Raw genomic sequence first — 18,437 nt, forward strand, 5'->3', positions numbered from 1 at the left:
CCCGTGGACAGTAGAACCAAGCGCCGCTTATCCGACGCCGAGCTCGACGCCCTGCTCCGCCGCGCGCTGGGCACGGGCGTCGTGGCCGTCACCGAGCTCACCGACGGCTACGCCAACGCCGTCTGGCGGCTCAAGCTGGACGACGGACGCGAGGTGGTGCTCAAGCTGTCCCCGCCGCCCGACCTCGACCAGCTCAGCTACGAGCGCAACCTGCTGCGCATGGAGGCCGCCGCGTACGAGCTGGCGGCGCAGGCGGGCGTGCCGGTGGCGACGCTGCTGCGCGCCGAGTTCGACGACCCGGTGCTGGGCGGCGACTACCTGCTGCTCGACGCGCTCGACGGGGTCTCGTGGAACGACGTCAAGCCGGAGGGCGAGGAGGCGCTGCGCCGGGAGCTGGGCCGCCACCTGGCCAGGTTCAACGCGGTGAGCGGCGAGGTCTTCGGCTACCCGCACGCCGGGATCGTCGGCGCCACCTGGCGGCAGGCGTTCCTGGCGATGGTGGAGGCGCTGGTCGGCGACACCGAGCGCTATCCGACGCCGCTGCCGCGCTCCCCCGGGGAGATCATGGCGCTGATCGAGGCGGCGTCGCCGGTGCTGGACGAGGTGACGACGCCGCGGCTGGTGCACTTCGACGTCTGGCCGGGCAACGTCTTCCTCGACGTCAGCGGCCCGCCCCGGATCCAGGCCATCATCGACCACGAACGGGCCTTCTGGGGCGACCCGCTCGCCGAGTTCGTCACGCCGACGATCTTCGGCGAGCTGGCGGAGGACGACCCGCTGCTGGCGGGCTACCGCGAGGTGACGCCGCTGGAGCTCACCCCGGCGGCGCGCACCCGCATCGACCTCTACCGCGCCTATCTCTACCTGATCCTGCTGGTGGAGAACGGACCCCGGCAGTATCCGGAGGAGGAGTACGCCAGGCTCCGCGAGGCCTCGTTCGGCTCACTTACCGCGGTGCTCGACCGCCTCGTAGGCGCCTCCCCTGGCGGCCGCGGCTAGCCGGATGCACGCTCTCGCGCCCTTGTTGGGCACGCCGAGGTCGACGGGTTTGTCACCCGTGCACAGCAGCGCGCCGCTGATCGTGCTGCCCGACAGGATCGGCGCGGTGTTGCCGGTCAGCAGGACGGCTCCGCGCAGGTCGGCGCCCACGATGGTCAGCGCCTTGGCGCCGCTGACGTTGAGCGCGCCGGTGAGGGAGGCCTTGAGCAGGTGCACGGCGGCGGGCTGCGCCGCGGTCAGCGTGCCGGCGATCCGGCCGCCCTTGACCACGAGCGAGGCTCCGGGCTTCACCGTGATGGGCCCGCTGATCTGGGCGCCGTCCAGGCAGGTGACGCCGTCGGCGGCGACGAGGGCGCCCTGGTAGACGCCGGTGACCGTGCGGGTGCAGGCGGGCGGCGGGGCGATCGTGGTGACGGTGAAGCTCTTCGGCGTGCCCTGGTTGCCCGCGGCGTCGATCGAGCGGTACTCGATCGTGTGCCGGCCGCGCGGCAGCTTCCCGTACACGAGGGAGTCGATGACCGTGCCCTCCTCGCTGAACGTCCACGGCAGCTCCGAGGAGGTGGGCCAGCCGAAGTAGTTGAACCAGCCGTCCCCGTCCACCCTGGACTCCGAGACCACGTAGCCGCCGCGGTCGTCCTCGCCCGCCAGCCGCATGGAGAAGGGGCCGTTGTAGACGTAGGCGTCGCCGACCGCGGCGAGCGGCTCGGACAGCTCGTAGCGGGTGGCGGGCAGGCTCGCGTCGATCTGCCAGTTGAGGGTCTGGCCGCCGAGGGCGGCGGTGAGGGCGTGCGTGCCCGGTTGCAGGTTCAGCCTGCCCAGGTCGAGGTCGGTGCCGGTGCCCGCCGGGCGGCCGTCCACGGTCCACGTCACCTCGGGTACGGTCGCGGCCGGATGGGTGGTCTCCACGTACACGACGTCGGCGCGGCCCAGCGGCCGGTCGGTGGGGGTGGAGGAGACGAACGCGGGCTCGGCGCCGTCCGGCGGGGTGGTCAGCGACGTGTCCACCGTCCAGGTGCGGGACTTGGTGATGGCCGCCCTGATCGCCGGGTCCCTGACGAACTCGGTCGGGTCCGAGACGGTGGCCGTGACGGTGTGCGTGCCCGGAGTCAGGCCGAGGGTGCGCAGGTCGAGGGCGTCCTCGTGGCTCGCGAGGTCCTTGCCGTCCACGTTCCAGGCGGTCGTCAGCGAGTGGCCGACGGGGCGCATCGGCTCGACCCACAGCACCCGGTCGGCGCCGACGGGCTGCTGGTTGGGCGTGGCGTCCTGGATGACCATGGTCTTGGCGGTGATGCGCTGGACCATGACCTCGCGGCTGACCTGGTCGTAGGCGTAGCCGAGGGTCTTCATCATCGAGTGCCGGCTGGGCCGCCAGACGCCGGTCGTGTAGTACAGGCCGCCCTCGTAGCGGCCGATGGGGCCGCCCGACTCGCTGGGCTCGCCCAGCCAGCGCCACCACTTCTTCTGCTGGTCCTTCATCTGCTGCTCGGTCAGCAGGGTGTGGTGGGGGCTGGACGGCTCGGCTCCCGGGTAGGCGCCGCCGGGGACGCCGCGCTGGTAGTAGTCGTACTCGTCCTGGAGGCCGCCCAGGGAGTGGCCCAGCTCGTGCGGGCTGATCAGGGCGGACATGCTGTTGCTGCCCGAGGCGGTGGCGTACGAGCCGCCGGCGCCGCCGTACGTGCCGCTGTTGCCGAGCGCGAGGATCTGCCGGTTGCCGGAGGAGGTGCCGGTGACCAGGTCGGCGTAGCGGGTGGCGGCGGTGTTGTCCATGGTGATCAGGCGCTGGACGCTGCCGGGGTTGCAGCGGCCCCAGAAGCCCATGCCGAGCGGGGTGACCTTCTTCGGCGAGTCCAGTCCGGGGTCGCAGCTGATGCCCGACTCGCCGGAGACGATGTCCACGCGGTAGACGTTGATGTAGTTGCGATACGTCTTGAACGGCTCGATCGACCACATCACGTTGAGGTGCCGGTCCACGTCGGCCCGGAATTTGGCCTGTTCCGGCTCGGTGTAGCCGTCCCCCATGATGATCAGGTTGAATCGCCTGGCCGGGGAGCCCGTGACCTGGACGGGCACCACGGTGGCCGCGCCCGCCGCGGCGGCCGCCGCGGGCACGGGTAACACGGGTAACAGTGCGGCGGCCAGCGCCAGGGCCGCGAAGATACGCATGCCCTGCACTATCTACGATCAAACGCGCGTGACCAAGTCCCTAACTGCGTGTCAGGCCTCAGGGAGCTCGGCCAGCAGGATCGGCTGGGTCGTGGGCCTGCCGGAACCGGCCGCCGGCTCGACCGTGAGCGCCACGCGGTCGTCCCCCCGCTCCGGCGTGATCAGCAGGGGTGCGGTCAGGCCGCCCTCGGCCCGGTCGAGCATCCCGGCGGGGCGGGGGCCGTCCGGGCCCATCAGCCACAATTCGTATCCCTTGGAGCGGGGCAGTTCGGCCAGGCCGGACGAGGCGAACACCATGCGTCCCCTGGCGCGGGAGATCACGACCGTGCCGGTGCCGCCGGAGGTGGCGGGCTGACGTACCGTCTCGGCGTCGGGCGCGGCCAGCACGGCGATCACCTCGTCGTTCCTGGCGGTCAGGTCGCTCAGGTCGCGGCGGGCATCCACGGCGACGGCTCCGAGCGCGACCGCGGCCGCCGCGGCCACGGCCGCCAGGCCCGCCGTCACCCTGGCCCGGCGGCGCCTGAGGAGCACGACGCGGCCGCCCTCGCGAGCCGCCGGGAGCTCCGGCGCGGTCCTGAACGGGGGGTGCTGCTCGGGCTCGGACGGGATCCTGAGCGTCGGCGAGTCCTCCGGCTCGGAAGGGGACGCGGACGGGGGCGCGGACGGGGGCGCGGATGAGGGTACGTGCGGGGCCACAGGCGGGGCTGCGGGCGTGCGTGACGCCGGGGGCCGCCAGATGGTCGGGCTGTCGTCGGGCACCGCTCCTGACCCCCGCTCCGGGCGTTCCTCGGGCCGCCGCAGCTCGTGGGCGGCATCGAGCAGGCGCTGCCGAAGCGTGGCGGGCGGCGGCTCGGCCACCGCCTCGGCGAGCCTGGCCGCCGTCTCCCGCAGCCGCCGGACCTCCATCCAGCAGGCCGAGCACGCCAGCAGGTGCTCCTCGTACAGCACCCACTCGGCGTACGGCAGTGCGTGCACGGCGTAGGCGCCCGAGAGGGTGTGGAGTTCGTCCGTCATCATCCACTCCCTTTGTGAGAGGCGGCTCACGCATGTACTTCGGCGGCTCGGGCATGTCGGATGGCTGCGAGGGCTTGCTCTTTTCCCATGGCGTGAGACAATCTCATCGGGTGATGAATTATGAGCTGTGTAGTAGCAGGGGGCGGACCGGCCGGCGCGATGCTGGCGCTGCTCCTGGCCAGGGCAGGAGTCGAGGTCACGCTGCTGGAGAAGCACGGCGACTTCCTGCGTGACTTCCGGGGCGACACGATCCATCCGTCCACGCTGCAGGTCCTCGACGAGCTGGGGCTGGCCGAGGAGTTCCTGAAGATCCCCCATCGCAAGGCGTACGGGATCAGCATGGTGACCGACCGCGGCGACGCCAGGCTGGCGAGCCTGCGCGGGCTGCCCGGCAAGTACGACTACATCGCGTTCGTACCGCAATGGGATTTCCTCAACCTCATCACGTCGGCCGCCACCCGGTATCCGAGTTTCCGGCTGCTGATGAACGCGGAGGCGTACGACCTGATCCGCGACGGCCAGACCGTGCGCGGCCTGCGCTATCGGGACGAGTCGGGCGAGCACGAGATCAGGGCCGACCTCACCGTCGCCGCCGACGGGCGGCACTCGACCCTGCGCGAGCGCGCCGGGCTCGTGCCGGAGGAGCTCGGCGCGCCGATGGACGTGGTGTGGTTCCGGCTGCCCCGGCACCCGTCCGACCGTGACGACTCGTTCCTGCGGATCTCCGGCGGACGCATGATGGTGTCCATCAACCGGCAAAGTTATTGGCAACTCGCGTACGCGATCCCCAAGGGCGGGTTCGACGAGCTGGTGCGCGCCGGGATCGACGCGCTCCGCGAGCCGGTCGCGGAGCTGCTGCCGTGGCTGGCCGACCGGATCGGGCAGATCGGGAGCTACGACGACGTCAGCGTGCTCACCGTCGCGCTCAACCGGCTGCACCGCTGGCACCGGCCCGGATTCCTGTGCATCGGGGACGCCGCGCACGCCATGTCGCCGGTGTTCGGGGTGGGGATCAACCTGGCCGTCCAGGACGCGGTCGCCACCGCCAACCTGCTGGCCGGCTCGCTCAGGTCCGGCGCGCCGATCCCCGAATCCACCCTGCGCCTGGTGCAGAAGCGGCGGATGCCGCCCACGCGCGTCACGCAGGCGGCCCAGCGGGTGGTCCAGAATCTGGTGATCAAGCGGGCCCTCAGCAACAGGCTCGACCCGTCCAGGATGCCCCGCGACCTCACGCGGATCCCCCTGCTCAGGCGGGTGGCCCGGCGTTTCATCGGGCTGGGGGTGCGGCCCGAGCACGTGTCCGTAAAGGAAGTTTGACCGCCTCAGAGTCCCCAGGGGTATAACTGCATTCTCACAACGTGGACAACGAGGTCCGTGGGCCCGTGGCCAGTGGATTACCCTCGTATCTCGTGAGCAGCAATCTCGTGGATCTCGATTCCTGGCGAGCCCTCTCCGCGGCGCAGCAACCTGACTGGCCCGACCGCGGCGAGCTCGACAAGGTCGTCGCCGAGCTCGGCGGCCTGCCCCCACTGGTCTTCGCCGGCGAGTGCGACCAGCTCAAGGAGCAGCTGGCCGCAGTCGCCCGGGGCGAGGCCTTCGTCCTGCAGGGCGGCGACTGCGCGGAGACCTTCTCCGGCGCGACCGCCGACAACGTGCGCAACAAGCTCAAGACGCTGCTGCAGATGGCGATCGTGCTGACGTACGCGGGCAAGGTGCCGGTCGTGAAGATCGGCCGGGTCGCGGGCCAGTTCGCCAAGCCGCGTTCCAAGGGCAGCGAGACCCGTGACGGGATCGAGCTGCCCGCCTACCGGGGCGACATGGTCAACGGGTTCGACTTCACCGCCGAGTCTCGCCGGCCCGATCCGTGGCGGCTGCTCAAGGCGTACCACTCCTCGGCCGTGACCCTCAACCTCGCCCGCGCGTTCACCAAGGGCGGCTACGCCGACCTGCGCCAGGTGCACGCGTGGAACCAGGACTTCGTGGCCGAGTCGCCCGCCGGGCGCCGCTACGAGCAGCTGGCCAGGGAGATCGACCAGGCGCTCGCGTTCATGCGTGCCTGCGGGGCCGATCCCGAGGAGTTCCACACCGTGGAGTTCTACTCCTCGCACGAGGCGCTCATCCTCGACTACGACCGCGCGCTCACGCGCATCGACTCGCGTACGGGGCTGCCGTACGACGTGTCGGCGCACATGGTCTGGATCGGCGAGCGCACCCGCCAGCTCGACGGGGCGCACGTCGACTTCTTCGCCCGCATCCGCAACCCGATCGGCGTCAAGCTCGGGCCCACCACGTCGCCGGACGAGGCCCTGGGCCTCATCGAGAAGCTCAACCCGGGCAACGAGGCGGGGCGGCTCACGTTCATCACCCGCATGGGCGCCTCCAAGATCCGCGAGCACCTGCCGGCCCTGGTCAAGGAGGTCACGGCCACGGGGGCGCGGGTGGCGTGGATCTGCGACCCGATGCACGGCAACACCTTCGAGGCGCCCAGCGGGCACAAGACCCGCCGGCTCGACGACGTGCTGGACGAGGTGGCGGGCTTCTTCGAGGTGCACCGGTCGCTGGGCACGCATCCCGGCGGGATCCACATCGAGTTCACCGGTGACGACGTGACGGAGTGCGTGGGCGGCGGGCACGAGATCGCCGAGGACGACCTCGCGACCCGCTACGAGACGGCCTGCGACCCGCGGCTCAACCGCAGCCAGTCCCTCGACCTCGCCTTCCGCGTCGCCGAGCTCTACCGCGGCTGACCTCACCGCGCATTCAAGGGGACGCGCCCGCCTTCCAGGCCCGCGTCCCCTTTCTGCTGCCCGCCCCACTTCGACGCCCGCCTTTGCCGCCCGCCTCACTTCGACGTGCCGCCCCTGCGCGAGCGGCCGCGGCGCCAGAGGGTCCAGCGCACGGCCGGCAGCGCGGCGGCGGTCGGGTGAAATGCGGGGGCCTCTCCCGCGACGACGCCCGTCCGATGGCGGCGGCTCACCCGCGGCGGCGCGGTCGGGGGTGCGGTGTCGGGTGGGTCTCAGGGGGCCCGCCGGAGGGCTGTGTCACGGGGTGCGAGGGGTGTGGGGCGGGGGGTGATGGTGATACGTGATGTACGTCTCACTGGTACCGCGAGTAGAACCAAATTCCGGGGAAACCGGGTAAACCGCCGCTATGATCGCCCGCAAATAGGGCGATATTTCAGGAGAAATCGTGGACAGTGCCCCGGAGGGGGTGGACCCTAACGTCCCCAACGTCGCGCGGATGTACGACTACTTCCTCGACGGCAAGGACAACTTCGCGGCCGACCGGGCAGCCGCCGAGCAGATCCTGCAGACGTTCCCCAACACCAAGGAGGGCGCCCGCGCGAACAGGGCGTTCCTGCGCCGCGCCGTGCGGCACCTGGTCGATTCGGGGGTGCGGCAGATCGTCGACCTCGGCGCGGGCCTGCCGACCCAGGGGAACACGCACGAGATCGCCCCCGAGGCGCGGGTCATCTACGTGGACAACGACCCCGTGGTCTGCGTGCACGGCAGGGCGCTGCTGGCCAGGACCGAGGACGTGCACTTCCTGCAGGCGGACGTACGCGAGACCGACACGCTGCTGCACAAGCTGGGCGACGTGATCGACTTCGACCGGCCGGTGGCGTTCCTGATGCTGGCGATCCTGCACTTCATCCCGGACTACGTCGCGTACGACATGGTGGCCAAGCTGCGGGCGGCGAGCGCGCCCGGGAGCCGGCTGGTGATCAGCCATGCCATCGACACCACGCCGGACACCACCCCGCAGGCCATCGAGATCTATCGGCGGGCCACGGCCGCGCTGAGCCTGCGGACGAGTGAGGAGATCATGCGCTTCTTCGAGGGGTACGAGCTGGAGGAGCCCGGGCTGACGTACCCGAACGGCTGGAGGCCCGACGACCCGGACGCGCCCGGCAACGGGATCACATTCGGGTACGTCGGGGTCGCCCGCAAGCCCTGAGACCCCTGGGAAGGGTCAGTTCTGCTTCATCTCCTCGGCGAGCTCGGCCCTGATGGCGTCCATGTCGAGCGCCCGCACCTGCCTGATCAGGTCCTCCAGTGCGGGCGCCGGGATGGCGCCGGCCTGGGCGAAGACCACGATGCCGTCGCGGATGGCCATGAGCGTGGGGATCGAGGTGATGTCGAAGCCCTGGGCGAGCCCCTGCTCGGCGTCGGTGTCGATCTTGCCGAACGTGATGTCCTCGTGCAGGCCCGAGGCCTGCTCGAAGATCGGACCGAACTTCTTGCACGGCGGGCACCACTCCGCCCAGAAGTCGAGCAGCACGATCCCCTTGTCGGCGATGTCGTTGAAGTTCTGCTCTGTTACTTCGATGGTCGCCACAAGTGGCTCCTCGTCCCTCGCTGAAAACTGTCCATGGTTATGAACCCCTACCCTCTCACCGGCATTCCAGTGTCCATGCGGACGGCCGCAGAAGGCCGGGGTCGGGGCAGGACCGCGCGCCTGACGTCATGCATCGGGTGCCGTCGAAGACGACCTCCCGCGGGGCCGGCTCCCTGATCAGCCGCACCACCTCGCGCGTGCCCGAGTGATCGCCACCGTCGTAGGTCCCGACGCGCGGCGCGCGCGTCCGGGGTCGATCAACGTGCGCCAATGCACGCTCACCCTCTCCCAGGGGGTTCGGAAGATCCATCCTATTTGCGCTGCCCCGCGCGAGACCTGGGCGGGCGGGCGTTGTGACATTCATCACCCCGGCAGGGTCAGGCCGATGACCAGCGGGTCGTGGTCGGAGGAGCGGAACGCGTCCGGCCGGTAGAGGCCGGGCGGGCCGGTCCGCTGGAAGTCGCCGGTGACGACGCCCTCGACCCGTCCGTCTGGCCGGGCAGCGGGGTCGTCTCCCCGCTGCCCTGCACCTGCGCGATCCGGTGGGTGGCAGGGGTGTCACAAGGGGATGCGGGAGCCGCCACGGCGGGCGAGGCGGGAGAGAGCCACCACAATCAGGGCAACAAGGGAGGCTCTGGATAAAGCGCGCATGCCCGGCACTTTAGAGCCTATTTAGAACGCATATTTCCACCTAAAAGCGGATAGAACATTAAAACATCGAACCTTGACACCGTCTCCGGCGGGTATGACCTCTTCATGGACTGGGTCACCTGCGCGCATTCCGCTGCCTGCACCGGAATCGCCAGCCGGACGACCGGCATCTGCCTCGCACACCTCGCACCCGACGAACTCCCCCAGGCCCTCGACGAGATCTCCCCCGGCCGCCTGCTCGACCTGCGCGGCACCACCGTCAGCGCCGAGTTGCTGTCCCGGGTGCTCGAAGCCGCCGGCGGCAGGCCCGGCAGGGCCCGGCTCGACCGGGTCAGGTTCACCGGCGACGTAAGGCTGTCCGGCGTGACGTTCACGGGCGACGTGTCGCTCGACGGCGCCAGGTTCGAGCGGCTGGCCTCGTTCTTCGGCGCCCGCTTCGAGGGCAACGTGTCGCTGGCCGGCGCCAGGTTCACCCGCGAGCTGTCCTTCCACGGCGTCACCGTGCGCGGGCACGTCTCCCTCGACCGGGCCGTGATGTCCCGCGACGCGCTGTTCAGCCAGGCCGTCTTCGGCCACGGGCTGTCGTGCGAGCGGGCCAGGTTCGACGGGTACGCCACCTTCGACGGGGCCAGGCTGGGCGACGGGGCCGCCTTCAGAGGGGCGCGCTTCGGCCGTACCCTGTCCTTCCGCAAGGTCAGCGGGCACGCCGGGTTCGAGGCCGCGCACTTCGCCGCCGACGCGTACCTCTCGGCCACCGGCAGGCTGTCGGCGGCCAGGGCCCGCGCCGACGGGCTCCTGGACGTGGCGGTGTCCCGGTGCGGCGTCGACCTGCGCGGCGTCGAGGTGGCGGGCGCGACGACGCTGCGGCTGACCGACTCCCAGGCCGACCTGGAGGGCGCGGTGCTGCGCGGCCCCGCCACCGTGACCGGCCGGGGCAGGTCCGTGCTGACCTCGCTGCGGCAGGTGAACGCGAGCGACCTGGCACTGTACGGGCTGGACCTGTCGGCGTGCAGGTTCGCCGGGCTGGCCCATCCGTCGGCGGTGCGGGTCAAGGACTGCACGTTCGCGCTGACGCCGCGCGGCCTGCGGGTGAGCCTGCGCTGGCCGATGCTGCGCTGGTTCTCCCGCCGGCGCGCGCTGGCCGACGAGCACACCATGCGCGGCTGGGAGGCGGCGGGCGACCCCGGCGCCACACCCGACCGGCTGGCCGACCTCTACGCCGGGCTGCAGCCCAGCGACCGCGCCACCTCGGCCGACTTCGCGTTCGCGGCCATGGAGATGCGGCGCCAGGCCGGTCACCGCTGGTGGCTGTCCGTCTCCTGGCTCCTGTGCGGGTACGGCATGCGCATGGGGCGGGCGGCGGGCTGGTTCGCGCTGCTGCTGGCGATCACCACGGCCGCCGTCATGTGGACGTCCACCTCGCACGCCGAACGCCGGGCGGAGCCGCCGAGCCCGGCCCTGAACCCTTAGGCGTCCAGCTCCTCCACGACGGCGGCGATCGCGCGGAAGTGGCGCGAGCGCCAGCCGCCGCCCATGATGCGGCGGGAGAGCTGCTGCAACTCGTCGCCCGGGTCGAAGCCCTCGTGATCGAGGAACAGCCGGGTGCCCTTGCCCTCGGGCTCCAGCCGCCAGGTGACCGTCCAGTCGGCCCGCTTGTGGTCGCTCCAGCTGATCTTGAGCAGCTTCTCCGGCTCCAGCTCCAGCACCTCGCAGTAGACGATCCCGTCGAAGCCCACCTGCGGCTTGGGCTCCGTGGTGAACGTGAACCGGTGCCCCACCTCGGGCCTGAAGTCGTTGGGCATGAGCCAGCGGGCGACCAGCTCGGGCTCGGTGAGCGCCCGCCACACCTTCCTCGGGGGATGCGCGATGAACTGGTCGATCCTGATCGCGCGCAGGTCCTCGGCCGCCGTGTCACGGGGCATGGTCGTCGTCCTCCATCTCGTCCAGCAGGGTCGTGAGGTCGGCCAGCTTCTCCCGCCAGAACCGTTCGTACGGGGTGAGCCAGTCGCGGATCTCCATGAGCGGTGCCGCCTCCAGCCGGTAGTGCCGCTCCCGCCCCTTGCGGCTCTCGGCCACCAGCCCGGCGTCCCTGAGCACCTTGAGGTGCTCCGACACGCTGGGCCTGCTCATGTCGAACCGCTCGGCCAGCCGGCCGGCGGGCTGGGCTCCCTCGTCGAGCAACAGGCGCAGCAGCTCCCGCCTGGCCGGGCTGGCCAGCGCGGTGAACACGTGGTCGGCCGTCATGCCTGGCTGACCACGAACCCGTTGCCGAACGGGTCCTGGAACAGCAGCTGACGCCCCCACGGCTCGTCGCTCGGCCCCTCGAACGAGACGCCGTGCTCGCGCAGCCGCGCGGCCAGGACGTCGAGGTCGGGCGCGGCCACCACCAGGCCGCCGATCGGGGCCATGCCGGGGAACCAGGAGGCCAGCAGCAGCGCGGTCCCGGACCCCTTGGGGGCGACGGTGAGCCAGCGGCCCATCGGGAACGGGTTGTCGGTGCGCACCTCGAAGTCGAGGACGCCGGTGTAGAAGGCCAGCGCCCGCTCCTGGTCGGCGACGGGCACGGTGATGGTGAGGATCTGAGAAATCGGCATGTGGGACACTATACGTAGGAATTTTCCTACACATCAACCCGGCCCCGGAAATATCGGGGAATTCCCCGATGGGAGACCGAGATCGTCCTCCGTAGACTGGGGGCCATGCGTATCGACGACTACGTGGCGGAGCTCGACAGCGCCCTGGCCGGCCCGCAGGGGGCGAAGCGCGATCTGGTCGTCGAGGCGCGCGACAGCCTGACCGACACCGCCGACGCGCTGGAGGCCGAGGGGCTCGCACGGGCGGAGGCCGAGCGGGTCGCGGTGGCGGAGTTCGGGGAGGTCGCGGAGGTCGCCCCCGGCTACCAGTCCGAGCTGACCGCCGTGGCGGGGCGCCGGCTGGGCTTCCTGCTGTTCATCAGCGTGCCGATCACCGCGCTGATGTGGTCGGTGATCTGGCGCATCTATCCCGGCGACGACCAGGCCTGGCGCCTCGCGCCCGCCTGGTACCGGCCCGTCTCGCGCCTGCTCGACGTCCTGCAGCTCTGCGTCGGGCTCTACGGCGGGCTCGCGCTGTTCGCGCTGAGCCGGGGCGCCCGGTGGATCCGCCGGCCGCGGCTGGTGACCAGGTCGCTGGGCGTGCTCGTCTGGGGCATGCTGCCCGTCACCGTGGCGCTGGGCATGCTGCTGACCCTGGGCTCGAACGGGGCGAGCCATCTGGACGTCCTGCCCTCCATGCTGGCCAACGCGGTGACGTCCGCCTGCTGGGGCCTGCAGATCTACGGCGCGACGCGCTGCCTGCGCATCAGCCGGCCGCCCTTCGCGCGCCGCTGACCTCCCCGGCCTCCACGGCGTCCGCGCGGAGCACGCCGCCGATCACGCTGGCGAACTCCTGCCACGCCGAGCGCTCCCCTTCGAGCTGCTTCCTGCCCGAATCCGTCAGCCGGTAGGTACGGCGCTTGCGCCCGCCCACCGTGGCCCACTCGCTGGACAGGTAGCCGATGCGCTCCAGCCTGCGCAGGGCCGGGTAGACGGTGCCCGTCGGCACGTTCAGCGCGCCGCCGCTGCGCTCCAGCAGCGCCTCGATGATGGCGTAGCCGTGCAGCGGCTCCCGCTCCAGCACGGAGAGCAGGAGCGCGTCCATGTGCCCGCGCAGCGCGTCCGGATTCATGATTCCGATCCTAGACACCGCACGGGCGACCCGGCATGCTCCGCGCCCCGCCCCTCCGTCCGGGGGACATCGGCCGAAGTGCGGACGTGTGCGCTCATGTAGGCAGTCTACATGTAGGCTCTCTATATGTAGGCAGACACAACAACGGAGTTCGCGATGGATGTACTCGAACTGGCCCGGACACAGTTCGCCGTGACGGGAAGCCTCCACTTCCTGTTCGTCGTGCTCACCCTGGGCCTGGCGCCACTGGTGGCGATCATGAACATGCGCTGGGCGATCTCGGGCAAACCGCTCCACGAGGCCATGACCCGCTTCTGGGGTCAGATCTACGTCGTCAACTACGCGCTGGGCATCGTGACCGGGCTGGTGATGGAGTTCCAGTTCGGCCTCTCCTGGAGCGGCCTGTCCCACTACGCCGGTGACGTGTTCGGCGCGCCGCTGGCCATGGAGACCCTGGTGGCCTTCTTCCTGGAGTCCACGTTCCTGGGCCTGTGGATCTTCGGCTGGGGGCGGCTGCCGAAATGGGCGCATCTGGCCTGCATCTGGCTCGTGACGCTGACCGCGTACGCGAGCGCCTTCTACATCATGCTCGCCAACTCGTTCCTGCAGAACCCGGTCGGCTCCGTCGCCCGCGGCGACCGCCTGGAGCTGGTCGACTTCGGCGCCCTGCTCACGAACAAGAGCCTGATCTTCTCCTTCCCGCACGTCATCGGGGCGGGGCTGTTCACGGGGGCCATGGTGCTGGTGGGGGCGAGCGCGTACCAGTTGCGCCGCCGTACCGAGCACGTGGAGTTCTTCACCAGGTCGCTGCGGACCGGCGTGGTCGCGGCGGCGCTCGGGATCTTCGTGACGACCGGGTTCGGGTACGCGCAGTTCGCCGGGGTCCAGGAGGGGAAGTTCAGCGACAACGTGGGCGCGGCGCTCCCGCTCGGGTTGATGATCGAGTTCGGGCAGTTGCTCGCGCTGGTCGTGCTGTTCGTGATGCTGCCGATGATCGCCGTGCTGCCGCGCTGGCGGTGGACGCATCCGCTGCTCATGCTGATGACGCCGCTGCCGTTCGTGCTGGCGATCATGGGCTGGCTGGCGCGGGAGGTCGGCCGGCAGCCGTGGATGATCTGGGAGAAGCTCACCGTGGCCGACGCCATGTCCCCCGGGCTGACCTCGGGCATGGTCACGGCCTCGCTCGTCGGGTTCGCGGGCGTGCTGGGGCTGCTGGCGGTCGTCGACTACGTGCTCATCGCCAGGATCGTCCGGCGCGGGCCGCGCGACGTGGCCCTGGGCGCCGTCCCCGCCGGTGAGACCCGCTCCCCCGCGCTGAGTTACTGAGTGAGGTGCCGACATGGAAGTGATCTGGTTCGTTCTCTTCGCCGTGCTGCTGGCCGGATATTTCGCCCTTGAGGGGTTCGACCTGGGGGTGGGGCTGCTGCTGCCGCTGCTGGGCAGGACCCGCGAGGGCCGCGACCGCATGGTGGCCGCGATGGCGCCGTACGTGCTGGCCAACGAGGTGTGGCTGGTGGCGGTCGCCGGGACGCTGTTCGGCGTCTATCCGCTGCTCGAGGGCGAGGTGCTGTTCAAGCTGTACCCGCTGGTGGTGGCCATGCTGCTGAGCTGGATCCTGCGGGACGCGGGGCTGTGGTTCCGGCGCAGGCTGGACGGGTTCAGGTGGCGGGGGTTCTGGGACGCGATGATCGCGTTCGGGTCTCTGGGGCTGTCGTTCGGGTGGGGCATGACGATCCACGCGGCGGCCACGGGGTTCGCTGGCCCGGTGGTGCACCCGGTGGGGGTGATGCTGGGGGCGGTCGTGACGCTGCTGTTCGCCTTCCACGGGTGGACGTTCCTGGCGTGGCGGGCGCCCGGGGTCTTCGGGGCGTCCAGGTCGGGGCGGGCCCTGGTGGTGTCGGGAGTCGTGGCGGCGGTCCCGGCGGTGGGCGTGCTCGTGGGCGCGATGCCGTACCTGCTGGCGAACAGCGCGCCGGCGGCCACGTTGAATGTGCTCAGTGTCATGGTGCTGCCGTTCGCACCCATCGTCCTGGGCGCGCAAGTATGGGTGTGGCGCACTTTCCGCCCAGGGAAGGACGCCGTCCCGCTTCCGTCGTTCTTCTGAGGGCTTCTGAGGGCTCGTGCACAAGGATCTCCTACGGCTCATGCGGGCCGAGCGGTCGGTCCGTCGCCACCTGGCCGTGACCATGGTCGCGGCGGTGCTGGCCGGGCTGCTCGTGCTGGTGCAGGCCGAGTTGCTGGCCGGGGTGCTGTCCGGCAGGTTCACCGCCGTCGCCCTGGCGGGGCTGGCGGCGGTGGTGGGCGTGCGGGCGCTGCTGGCCTGGACGCAGGGCGTCTTCGCCGGGCGCACCGCCACCGGCGTGAAGTCGGCGCTGCGCCACCGGCTGCTGGCCCGGCTGCGCGACCTGGGCCCCGGGCGGCTCACGCAGCACCGCTCGGGCGAGCTGGTCACGCTCACGGGGCGCGGCCTGGACGGGCTCGACGCGTACCTGACCGGCTACCTGCCGTCGATCGCGGTGGCCGGGGTGGTGCCGCTCGCGGTGCTGGTACGGCTGTTCGCCGCCGACCTGGCGAGCGCGCTCATCGTCCTGATCACGCTGCCCCTGATCCCCGTCTTCGGCGCCCTGGTCGGCATGACCACCAAGGCCGTCACCGAGCGCCAGTTCCTGGCCCTGTCGCGGCTCGGCGGCCACTTCCTCGACGTGGTGCGCGGGCTGCCCACCCTGCGGGCCTTCGGCCGGGCCCGCTACCAGGCGGGCGTCATCCAGCAGGTCGCGGACGCGCACCGGAACGCGACGATGCGGACGTTGCGGGTGGCGTTCCTGTCGTCGCTGGTGCTGGAGCTGTGCGCGTCGCTGTCGCTGGCGCTGGTGGCGGTGCCGATCGGGCTGCGGCTGCTCGGGGGGTCGCTGGATCTGACGACGGCGCTGCTGGTGCTGCTGCTGGCGCCGGAGGCGTACCTGCCGCTGCGGGCGATGGGGACGCGCTTCCACGCCTCGATGGAGGGGGTGGCGGCGGCCGACGCGGCCTTCGCCGTGCTGGACGGCGCGGACGAGCCCGAGCCCGCATATGGGCGGGTTTATCCGGCCGGGCAGGGGGCGCCGGAGATCCGCCTGGAGAACGTGACCGTGCGCTACCCCGGCCGTGACGTCGCGGCCCTGGAGGACGTCACGCTCACGATCGGCCCGGGGGAACGCGTGGCGCTGGTCGGCGAGAGCGGCGGCGGCAAGAGCACCCTGCTCCATCTCGTCCTCGGGTTCGTCCGGCCGTCGGAGGGCCGGGTGCTCGTCGACGGCACCGACCTTCGCGAGCTCGACCTGGGGAGCTGGCGGGCGCGGCTGGCGTTCGTGGCGCAGCGGCCCCACCTGTTCGCCACCTCCGTGGCCGGCAACATCCGGCTCGGGGCTCCCGCGGCCTCCCTGGAGGAGGTCCGCAGCGCCGCGGCCGCCGCGCACGCCGACTTCGTGGACGCGCTGCCGCAGGGGTTCGACACGGTGGTGGGCGAGCGCGGCGCCAACCTGTCCGCCGGTCAGCGGCAGCGGATCGCGCTGGCGCGGGCCTTCTGCCGGCCCGCGGCCTCGGTGCTGCTGCTCGACGAGCCCACGGCCCGCCTGGACGGGCGCAGCGAGGCCGCCGTGGTGGCGGCCACCTCGGACCTGGCCCAGGGCCGCACGGCCGTCATCGTCGCGCACCGCCCGGCCATGATCGACCTGGCCGACCGCGTCATCCGGGTGCACGAGGGCCGCGTCGTCTCCGACACCACCCGCGTGCACCGAAAAGCCGAGCCCGCGGCGCGGCGGGGCGAAGGGAGCGGCCGGTGAACCGGCGCATGGGCACGCGGCTCCTCTGGGCCGTGCTGGCGGGCGCGGCGGCGGACCTGGCGGGACTCGGGCTCATCGCCGCCGCCGCCTGGCTGATCACCAGGGCCGCGCAGCAGCCGGGCCTGGCCGCCCTGAGCGTGGCCATCGTGGCGACCAGGGCGTTCGCCACGAGCAAGGGCGTCTTCCGCTACGCCGAACGCCTCACCGGCCACGACGTCGCGCTCCGCGCCCAGGCGGGCACCCGCGAACAGCTCTACCGGGCCCTGATCCCGCCCCAGCAGCCCCGGCACGGCGGCGCGGACCTGCTCAGCCGCATGGTCGACGACACCGAGGCCGTGCAGGACCTGCTCGTGCGCTGCCTGCTCCCCGCCGCGGCGGCGGCGCTGGCGGGGCTGGCGGCCGTCGTCATCGGGCTGGCCGTCCTGCCGGTGACGGCGCTCGTGCTGGTGGCCGGGCTCGTGCTGGCGGGGGTGGCGCTGCCCGCCGGTACGGCCGCCGCGGCCCGGCGCTGGTCGGCCAGGATCGCCCCGGCCAGGGCGGCGCTGGCGGGCCGGGTGGCCGACCTGGTGCACGGCTCCGCCGACCTGGCCGCCTACGGCGCGGACGAGGAGGCGCTGGCCAAGGCGCTGGCCGCCGACGAGTCCCTGGCCGCGCTCGAACGCCGCCAGGCCCGCGTCCACGCCGCCGCCCTGGCCGGGGGCACCCTCGTGCAGGGCCTGACGGTGGCGGCCGTCGTCCTGCTCGCGCAGGGCGCGGGCGCCGGCTCGGTCGCGACGGCCGTGCTCGCGCTGACCTCCCTGGTGGCGTTCGAGCCGGTGCTGCCGCTGGCGGCGGCGGGCGAGCGCCTGGCCGGGATCACGGCGGCGCTGCGCCGCCTGCGCGAGGTCCGCGCCGCCACCCCGGCCGTCGCGGAGCCCGCCAGCCCCGCGCCCCGGCCCGAGGCCCCGCTGACCGTCGAGATCGACGACCTGGTGGTCCGCCACGGGTCCGCGCGGGCCGCTCTGGACGGCGTGTCGCTGACGCTCACGCCCGGCAGGCGGGTGGCGATCGTGGGCCCCAGCGGGGCGGGCAAGAGCACGCTGCTGGCCGCCCTGATGCGCCTGGTCGAGCCGGAGTCGGGCAGCATCCGCGTCAACGGCGTGGACGTACGCGACCTCGCCGGCGACGACGTGCGGACGCTCATGACCGGCCTCACCCAGGACCCGTACATCTTCCGCGCCAGCCTGAAGGACAACCTGCGCCTCGCGGGCCCGGAGGCCGGCGAGGAGGAGCTGGAGCGGGCCGTACGCGACGCCAGGCTCGACGGCTGGGTCGAGCGGACCGGGTGGGACGCCGAGCTGGGCGAGGACGGCAGGACCGTGTCCGGCGGCCAGCTGCAGCGCCTGGCCCTGGCCAGGGCTCTGCTGTACGACCCGCCGGTGCTGCTGCTCGACGAGCCCGCCGAGGCGCTCGACGAGGAGACGGCCGACCGGCTGATGGGCGACCTGCTCGACGTCACCCGCGACCGCACCACACTCCTCGTGACGCACCGGCTCAAGGGGCTGGAGAGCGTGGACGAGGTCGTGGTGCTCGAAGAGGGCCGGGTCGTCCAGCGCGGACGGCATGACGAGCTCGTCTCGGTGCCCGGCTACTACCGCGATCTGTGGGAGTCCGAGGTCCTGACCAGGCGCTGAACCCCCTGACGAACGAGGGATTGAGTTGGCGTGGCAATCTGGTTTAAAATACAAACCAGTTTGAGGGACCGAG

General features: G+C 71.8%; 17 protein-coding genes. 10 read left to right on the forward strand and 7 right to left on the reverse strand.

Going from position 1 to position 18,437, the window contains the following annotated elements:
* Positions 1-3 precede the first annotated feature (3 nt).
* Positions 4-999, forward strand: a complete 996-nt coding sequence (locus tag ACWEPL_RS42405; protein ID WP_452439511.1) for a phosphotransferase family protein — start codon at positions 4-6, stop codon at positions 997-999.
* Here ACWEPL_RS42405 and ACWEPL_RS42410 read toward each other — a convergent pair.
* On the reverse strand, positions 943-3,162 hold the full coding sequence (locus ACWEPL_RS42410) for a M64 family metallopeptidase (protein WP_452439512.1): 2,220 nt from the start codon (positions 3,160-3,162) through the stop codon (positions 943-945). The two genes, ACWEPL_RS42405 and ACWEPL_RS42410, sit on opposite strands and share 57 nt — an antisense overlap.
* A 51-nt stretch (positions 3,163-3,213) precedes the next feature.
* Positions 3,214-4,176 (reverse strand): anti-sigma factor, encoded by a 963-nt coding sequence (locus tag ACWEPL_RS42415; RefSeq protein WP_452439513.1) that lies wholly within the window; start codon positions 4,174-4,176, stop codon positions 3,214-3,216.
* 120 nt (positions 4,177-4,296) lie between these two features.
* Here ACWEPL_RS42415 and ACWEPL_RS42420 point away from each other — a divergent pair, with 120 nt between their 5' ends.
* From ACWEPL_RS42420 to ACWEPL_RS42430, 3 genes are all read left to right on the forward strand, one after another.
* A complete protein-coding gene (locus tag ACWEPL_RS42420; RefSeq protein ID WP_363964224.1) occupies positions 4,297-5,493 on the forward strand; it encodes an FAD-dependent oxidoreductase in 1,197 nt (398 codons plus the stop codon).
* Positions 5,494-5,585: 92 nt separating this feature from the next.
* Complete coding sequence (locus tag ACWEPL_RS42425) at positions 5,586-6,923, forward strand: class II 3-deoxy-7-phosphoheptulonate synthase (protein ID WP_363964222.1); 1,338 nt, start codon at positions 5,586-5,588, stop codon at positions 6,921-6,923.
* A 442-nt stretch (positions 6,924-7,365) separates the two neighbouring features.
* The gene (locus ACWEPL_RS42430) at positions 7,366-8,133 is read left to right on the forward strand and encodes an SAM-dependent methyltransferase (protein ID WP_363964220.1); all 768 of its coding nucleotides are present in this window, start codon (positions 7,366-7,368) and stop codon (positions 8,131-8,133) included.
* 15 nt (positions 8,134-8,148) lie between these two features.
* On the opposite strand, the gene ACWEPL_RS42435 is transcribed toward ACWEPL_RS42430, so the two are convergent.
* Positions 8,149-8,514 (reverse strand): thioredoxin family protein, encoded by a 366-nt coding sequence (locus tag ACWEPL_RS42435; RefSeq protein WP_192792540.1) that lies wholly within the window; start codon positions 8,512-8,514, stop codon positions 8,149-8,151.
* Positions 8,515-9,270: 756 nt separating this feature from the next.
* Here ACWEPL_RS42435 and ACWEPL_RS42440 point away from each other — a divergent pair.
* A complete protein-coding gene (locus ACWEPL_RS42440; RefSeq protein WP_452439514.1) occupies positions 9,271-10,635 on the forward strand; it encodes a pentapeptide repeat-containing protein in 1,365 nt (454 codons plus the stop codon).
* Here the strand turns inward: ACWEPL_RS42440 and ACWEPL_RS42445 are convergent.
* Genes ACWEPL_RS42445 through ACWEPL_RS42455 form a run of 3 tightly spaced genes read right to left on the reverse strand, consistent with a single transcriptional unit; the run spans position 10,632 to position 11,759 of the window.
* Positions 10,632-11,087, reverse strand: coding sequence for an SRPBCC family protein (locus tag ACWEPL_RS42445; RefSeq protein ID WP_363964214.1), 456 nt, complete (start codon positions 11,085-11,087; stop codon positions 10,632-10,634). The genes ACWEPL_RS42440 and ACWEPL_RS42445 overlap by 4 nt on opposite strands.
* Positions 11,077-11,409, reverse strand: a complete 333-nt coding sequence (locus ACWEPL_RS42450; protein WP_350726792.1) for an ArsR/SmtB family transcription factor — start codon at positions 11,407-11,409, stop codon at positions 11,077-11,079. The genes ACWEPL_RS42445 and ACWEPL_RS42450 overlap by 11 nt, the downstream gene beginning before the upstream one ends.
* A complete protein-coding gene (locus ACWEPL_RS42455; protein WP_363964212.1) occupies positions 11,406-11,759 on the reverse strand; it encodes a VOC family protein in 354 nt (117 codons plus the stop codon). The genes ACWEPL_RS42450 and ACWEPL_RS42455 overlap by 4 nt, the downstream gene beginning before the upstream one ends.
* A 105-nt stretch (positions 11,760-11,864) precedes the next feature.
* Here ACWEPL_RS42455 and ACWEPL_RS42460 point away from each other — a divergent pair, with 105 nt between their 5' ends.
* Positions 11,865-12,533, forward strand: a complete 669-nt coding sequence (locus ACWEPL_RS42460) for a permease prefix domain 1-containing protein (protein ID WP_350726788.1) — start codon at positions 11,865-11,867, stop codon at positions 12,531-12,533.
* Here the strand turns inward: ACWEPL_RS42460 and ACWEPL_RS42465 are convergent.
* Positions 12,505-12,870, reverse strand: a complete 366-nt coding sequence (locus ACWEPL_RS42465; RefSeq protein WP_350726786.1) for a PadR family transcriptional regulator — start codon at positions 12,868-12,870, stop codon at positions 12,505-12,507. The two genes, ACWEPL_RS42460 and ACWEPL_RS42465, sit on opposite strands and share 29 nt — an antisense overlap.
* Before the next feature lie 156 nt (positions 12,871-13,026).
* Here ACWEPL_RS42465 and ACWEPL_RS42470 point away from each other — a divergent pair, with 156 nt between their 5' ends.
* From ACWEPL_RS42470 to cydC, 4 genes are read left to right on the forward strand one after another with little or no spacing between them, the layout of a single operon-like run.
* Positions 13,027-14,196, forward strand: coding sequence for a cytochrome ubiquinol oxidase subunit I (locus tag ACWEPL_RS42470; RefSeq protein ID WP_363964209.1), 1,170 nt, complete (start codon positions 13,027-13,029; stop codon positions 14,194-14,196).
* 13 nt (positions 14,197-14,209) lie between these two features.
* On the forward strand, positions 14,210-14,974 hold the full coding sequence (locus ACWEPL_RS42475; RefSeq protein WP_350726782.1) for a cytochrome d ubiquinol oxidase subunit II: 765 nt from the start codon (positions 14,210-14,212) through the stop codon (positions 14,972-14,974).
* 16 nt (positions 14,975-14,990) lie between these two features.
* Positions 14,991-16,691: a thiol reductant ABC exporter subunit CydD gene (cydD, locus tag ACWEPL_RS42480; protein ID WP_452439515.1), complete on the forward strand. Its 1,701-nt coding sequence runs from the start codon at positions 14,991-14,993 to the stop codon at positions 16,689-16,691.
* Positions 16,688-18,364, forward strand: coding sequence for a thiol reductant ABC exporter subunit CydC (gene cydC / locus ACWEPL_RS42485; RefSeq protein ID WP_452439516.1), 1,677 nt, complete (start codon positions 16,688-16,690; stop codon positions 18,362-18,364). The genes cydD and cydC overlap by 4 nt, the downstream gene beginning before the upstream one ends.
* Positions 18,365-18,437: the final 73 nt, after the last annotated feature.

The sequence above is a fragment of the Nonomuraea sp. NPDC004186 genome, assembly GCF_053603495.1.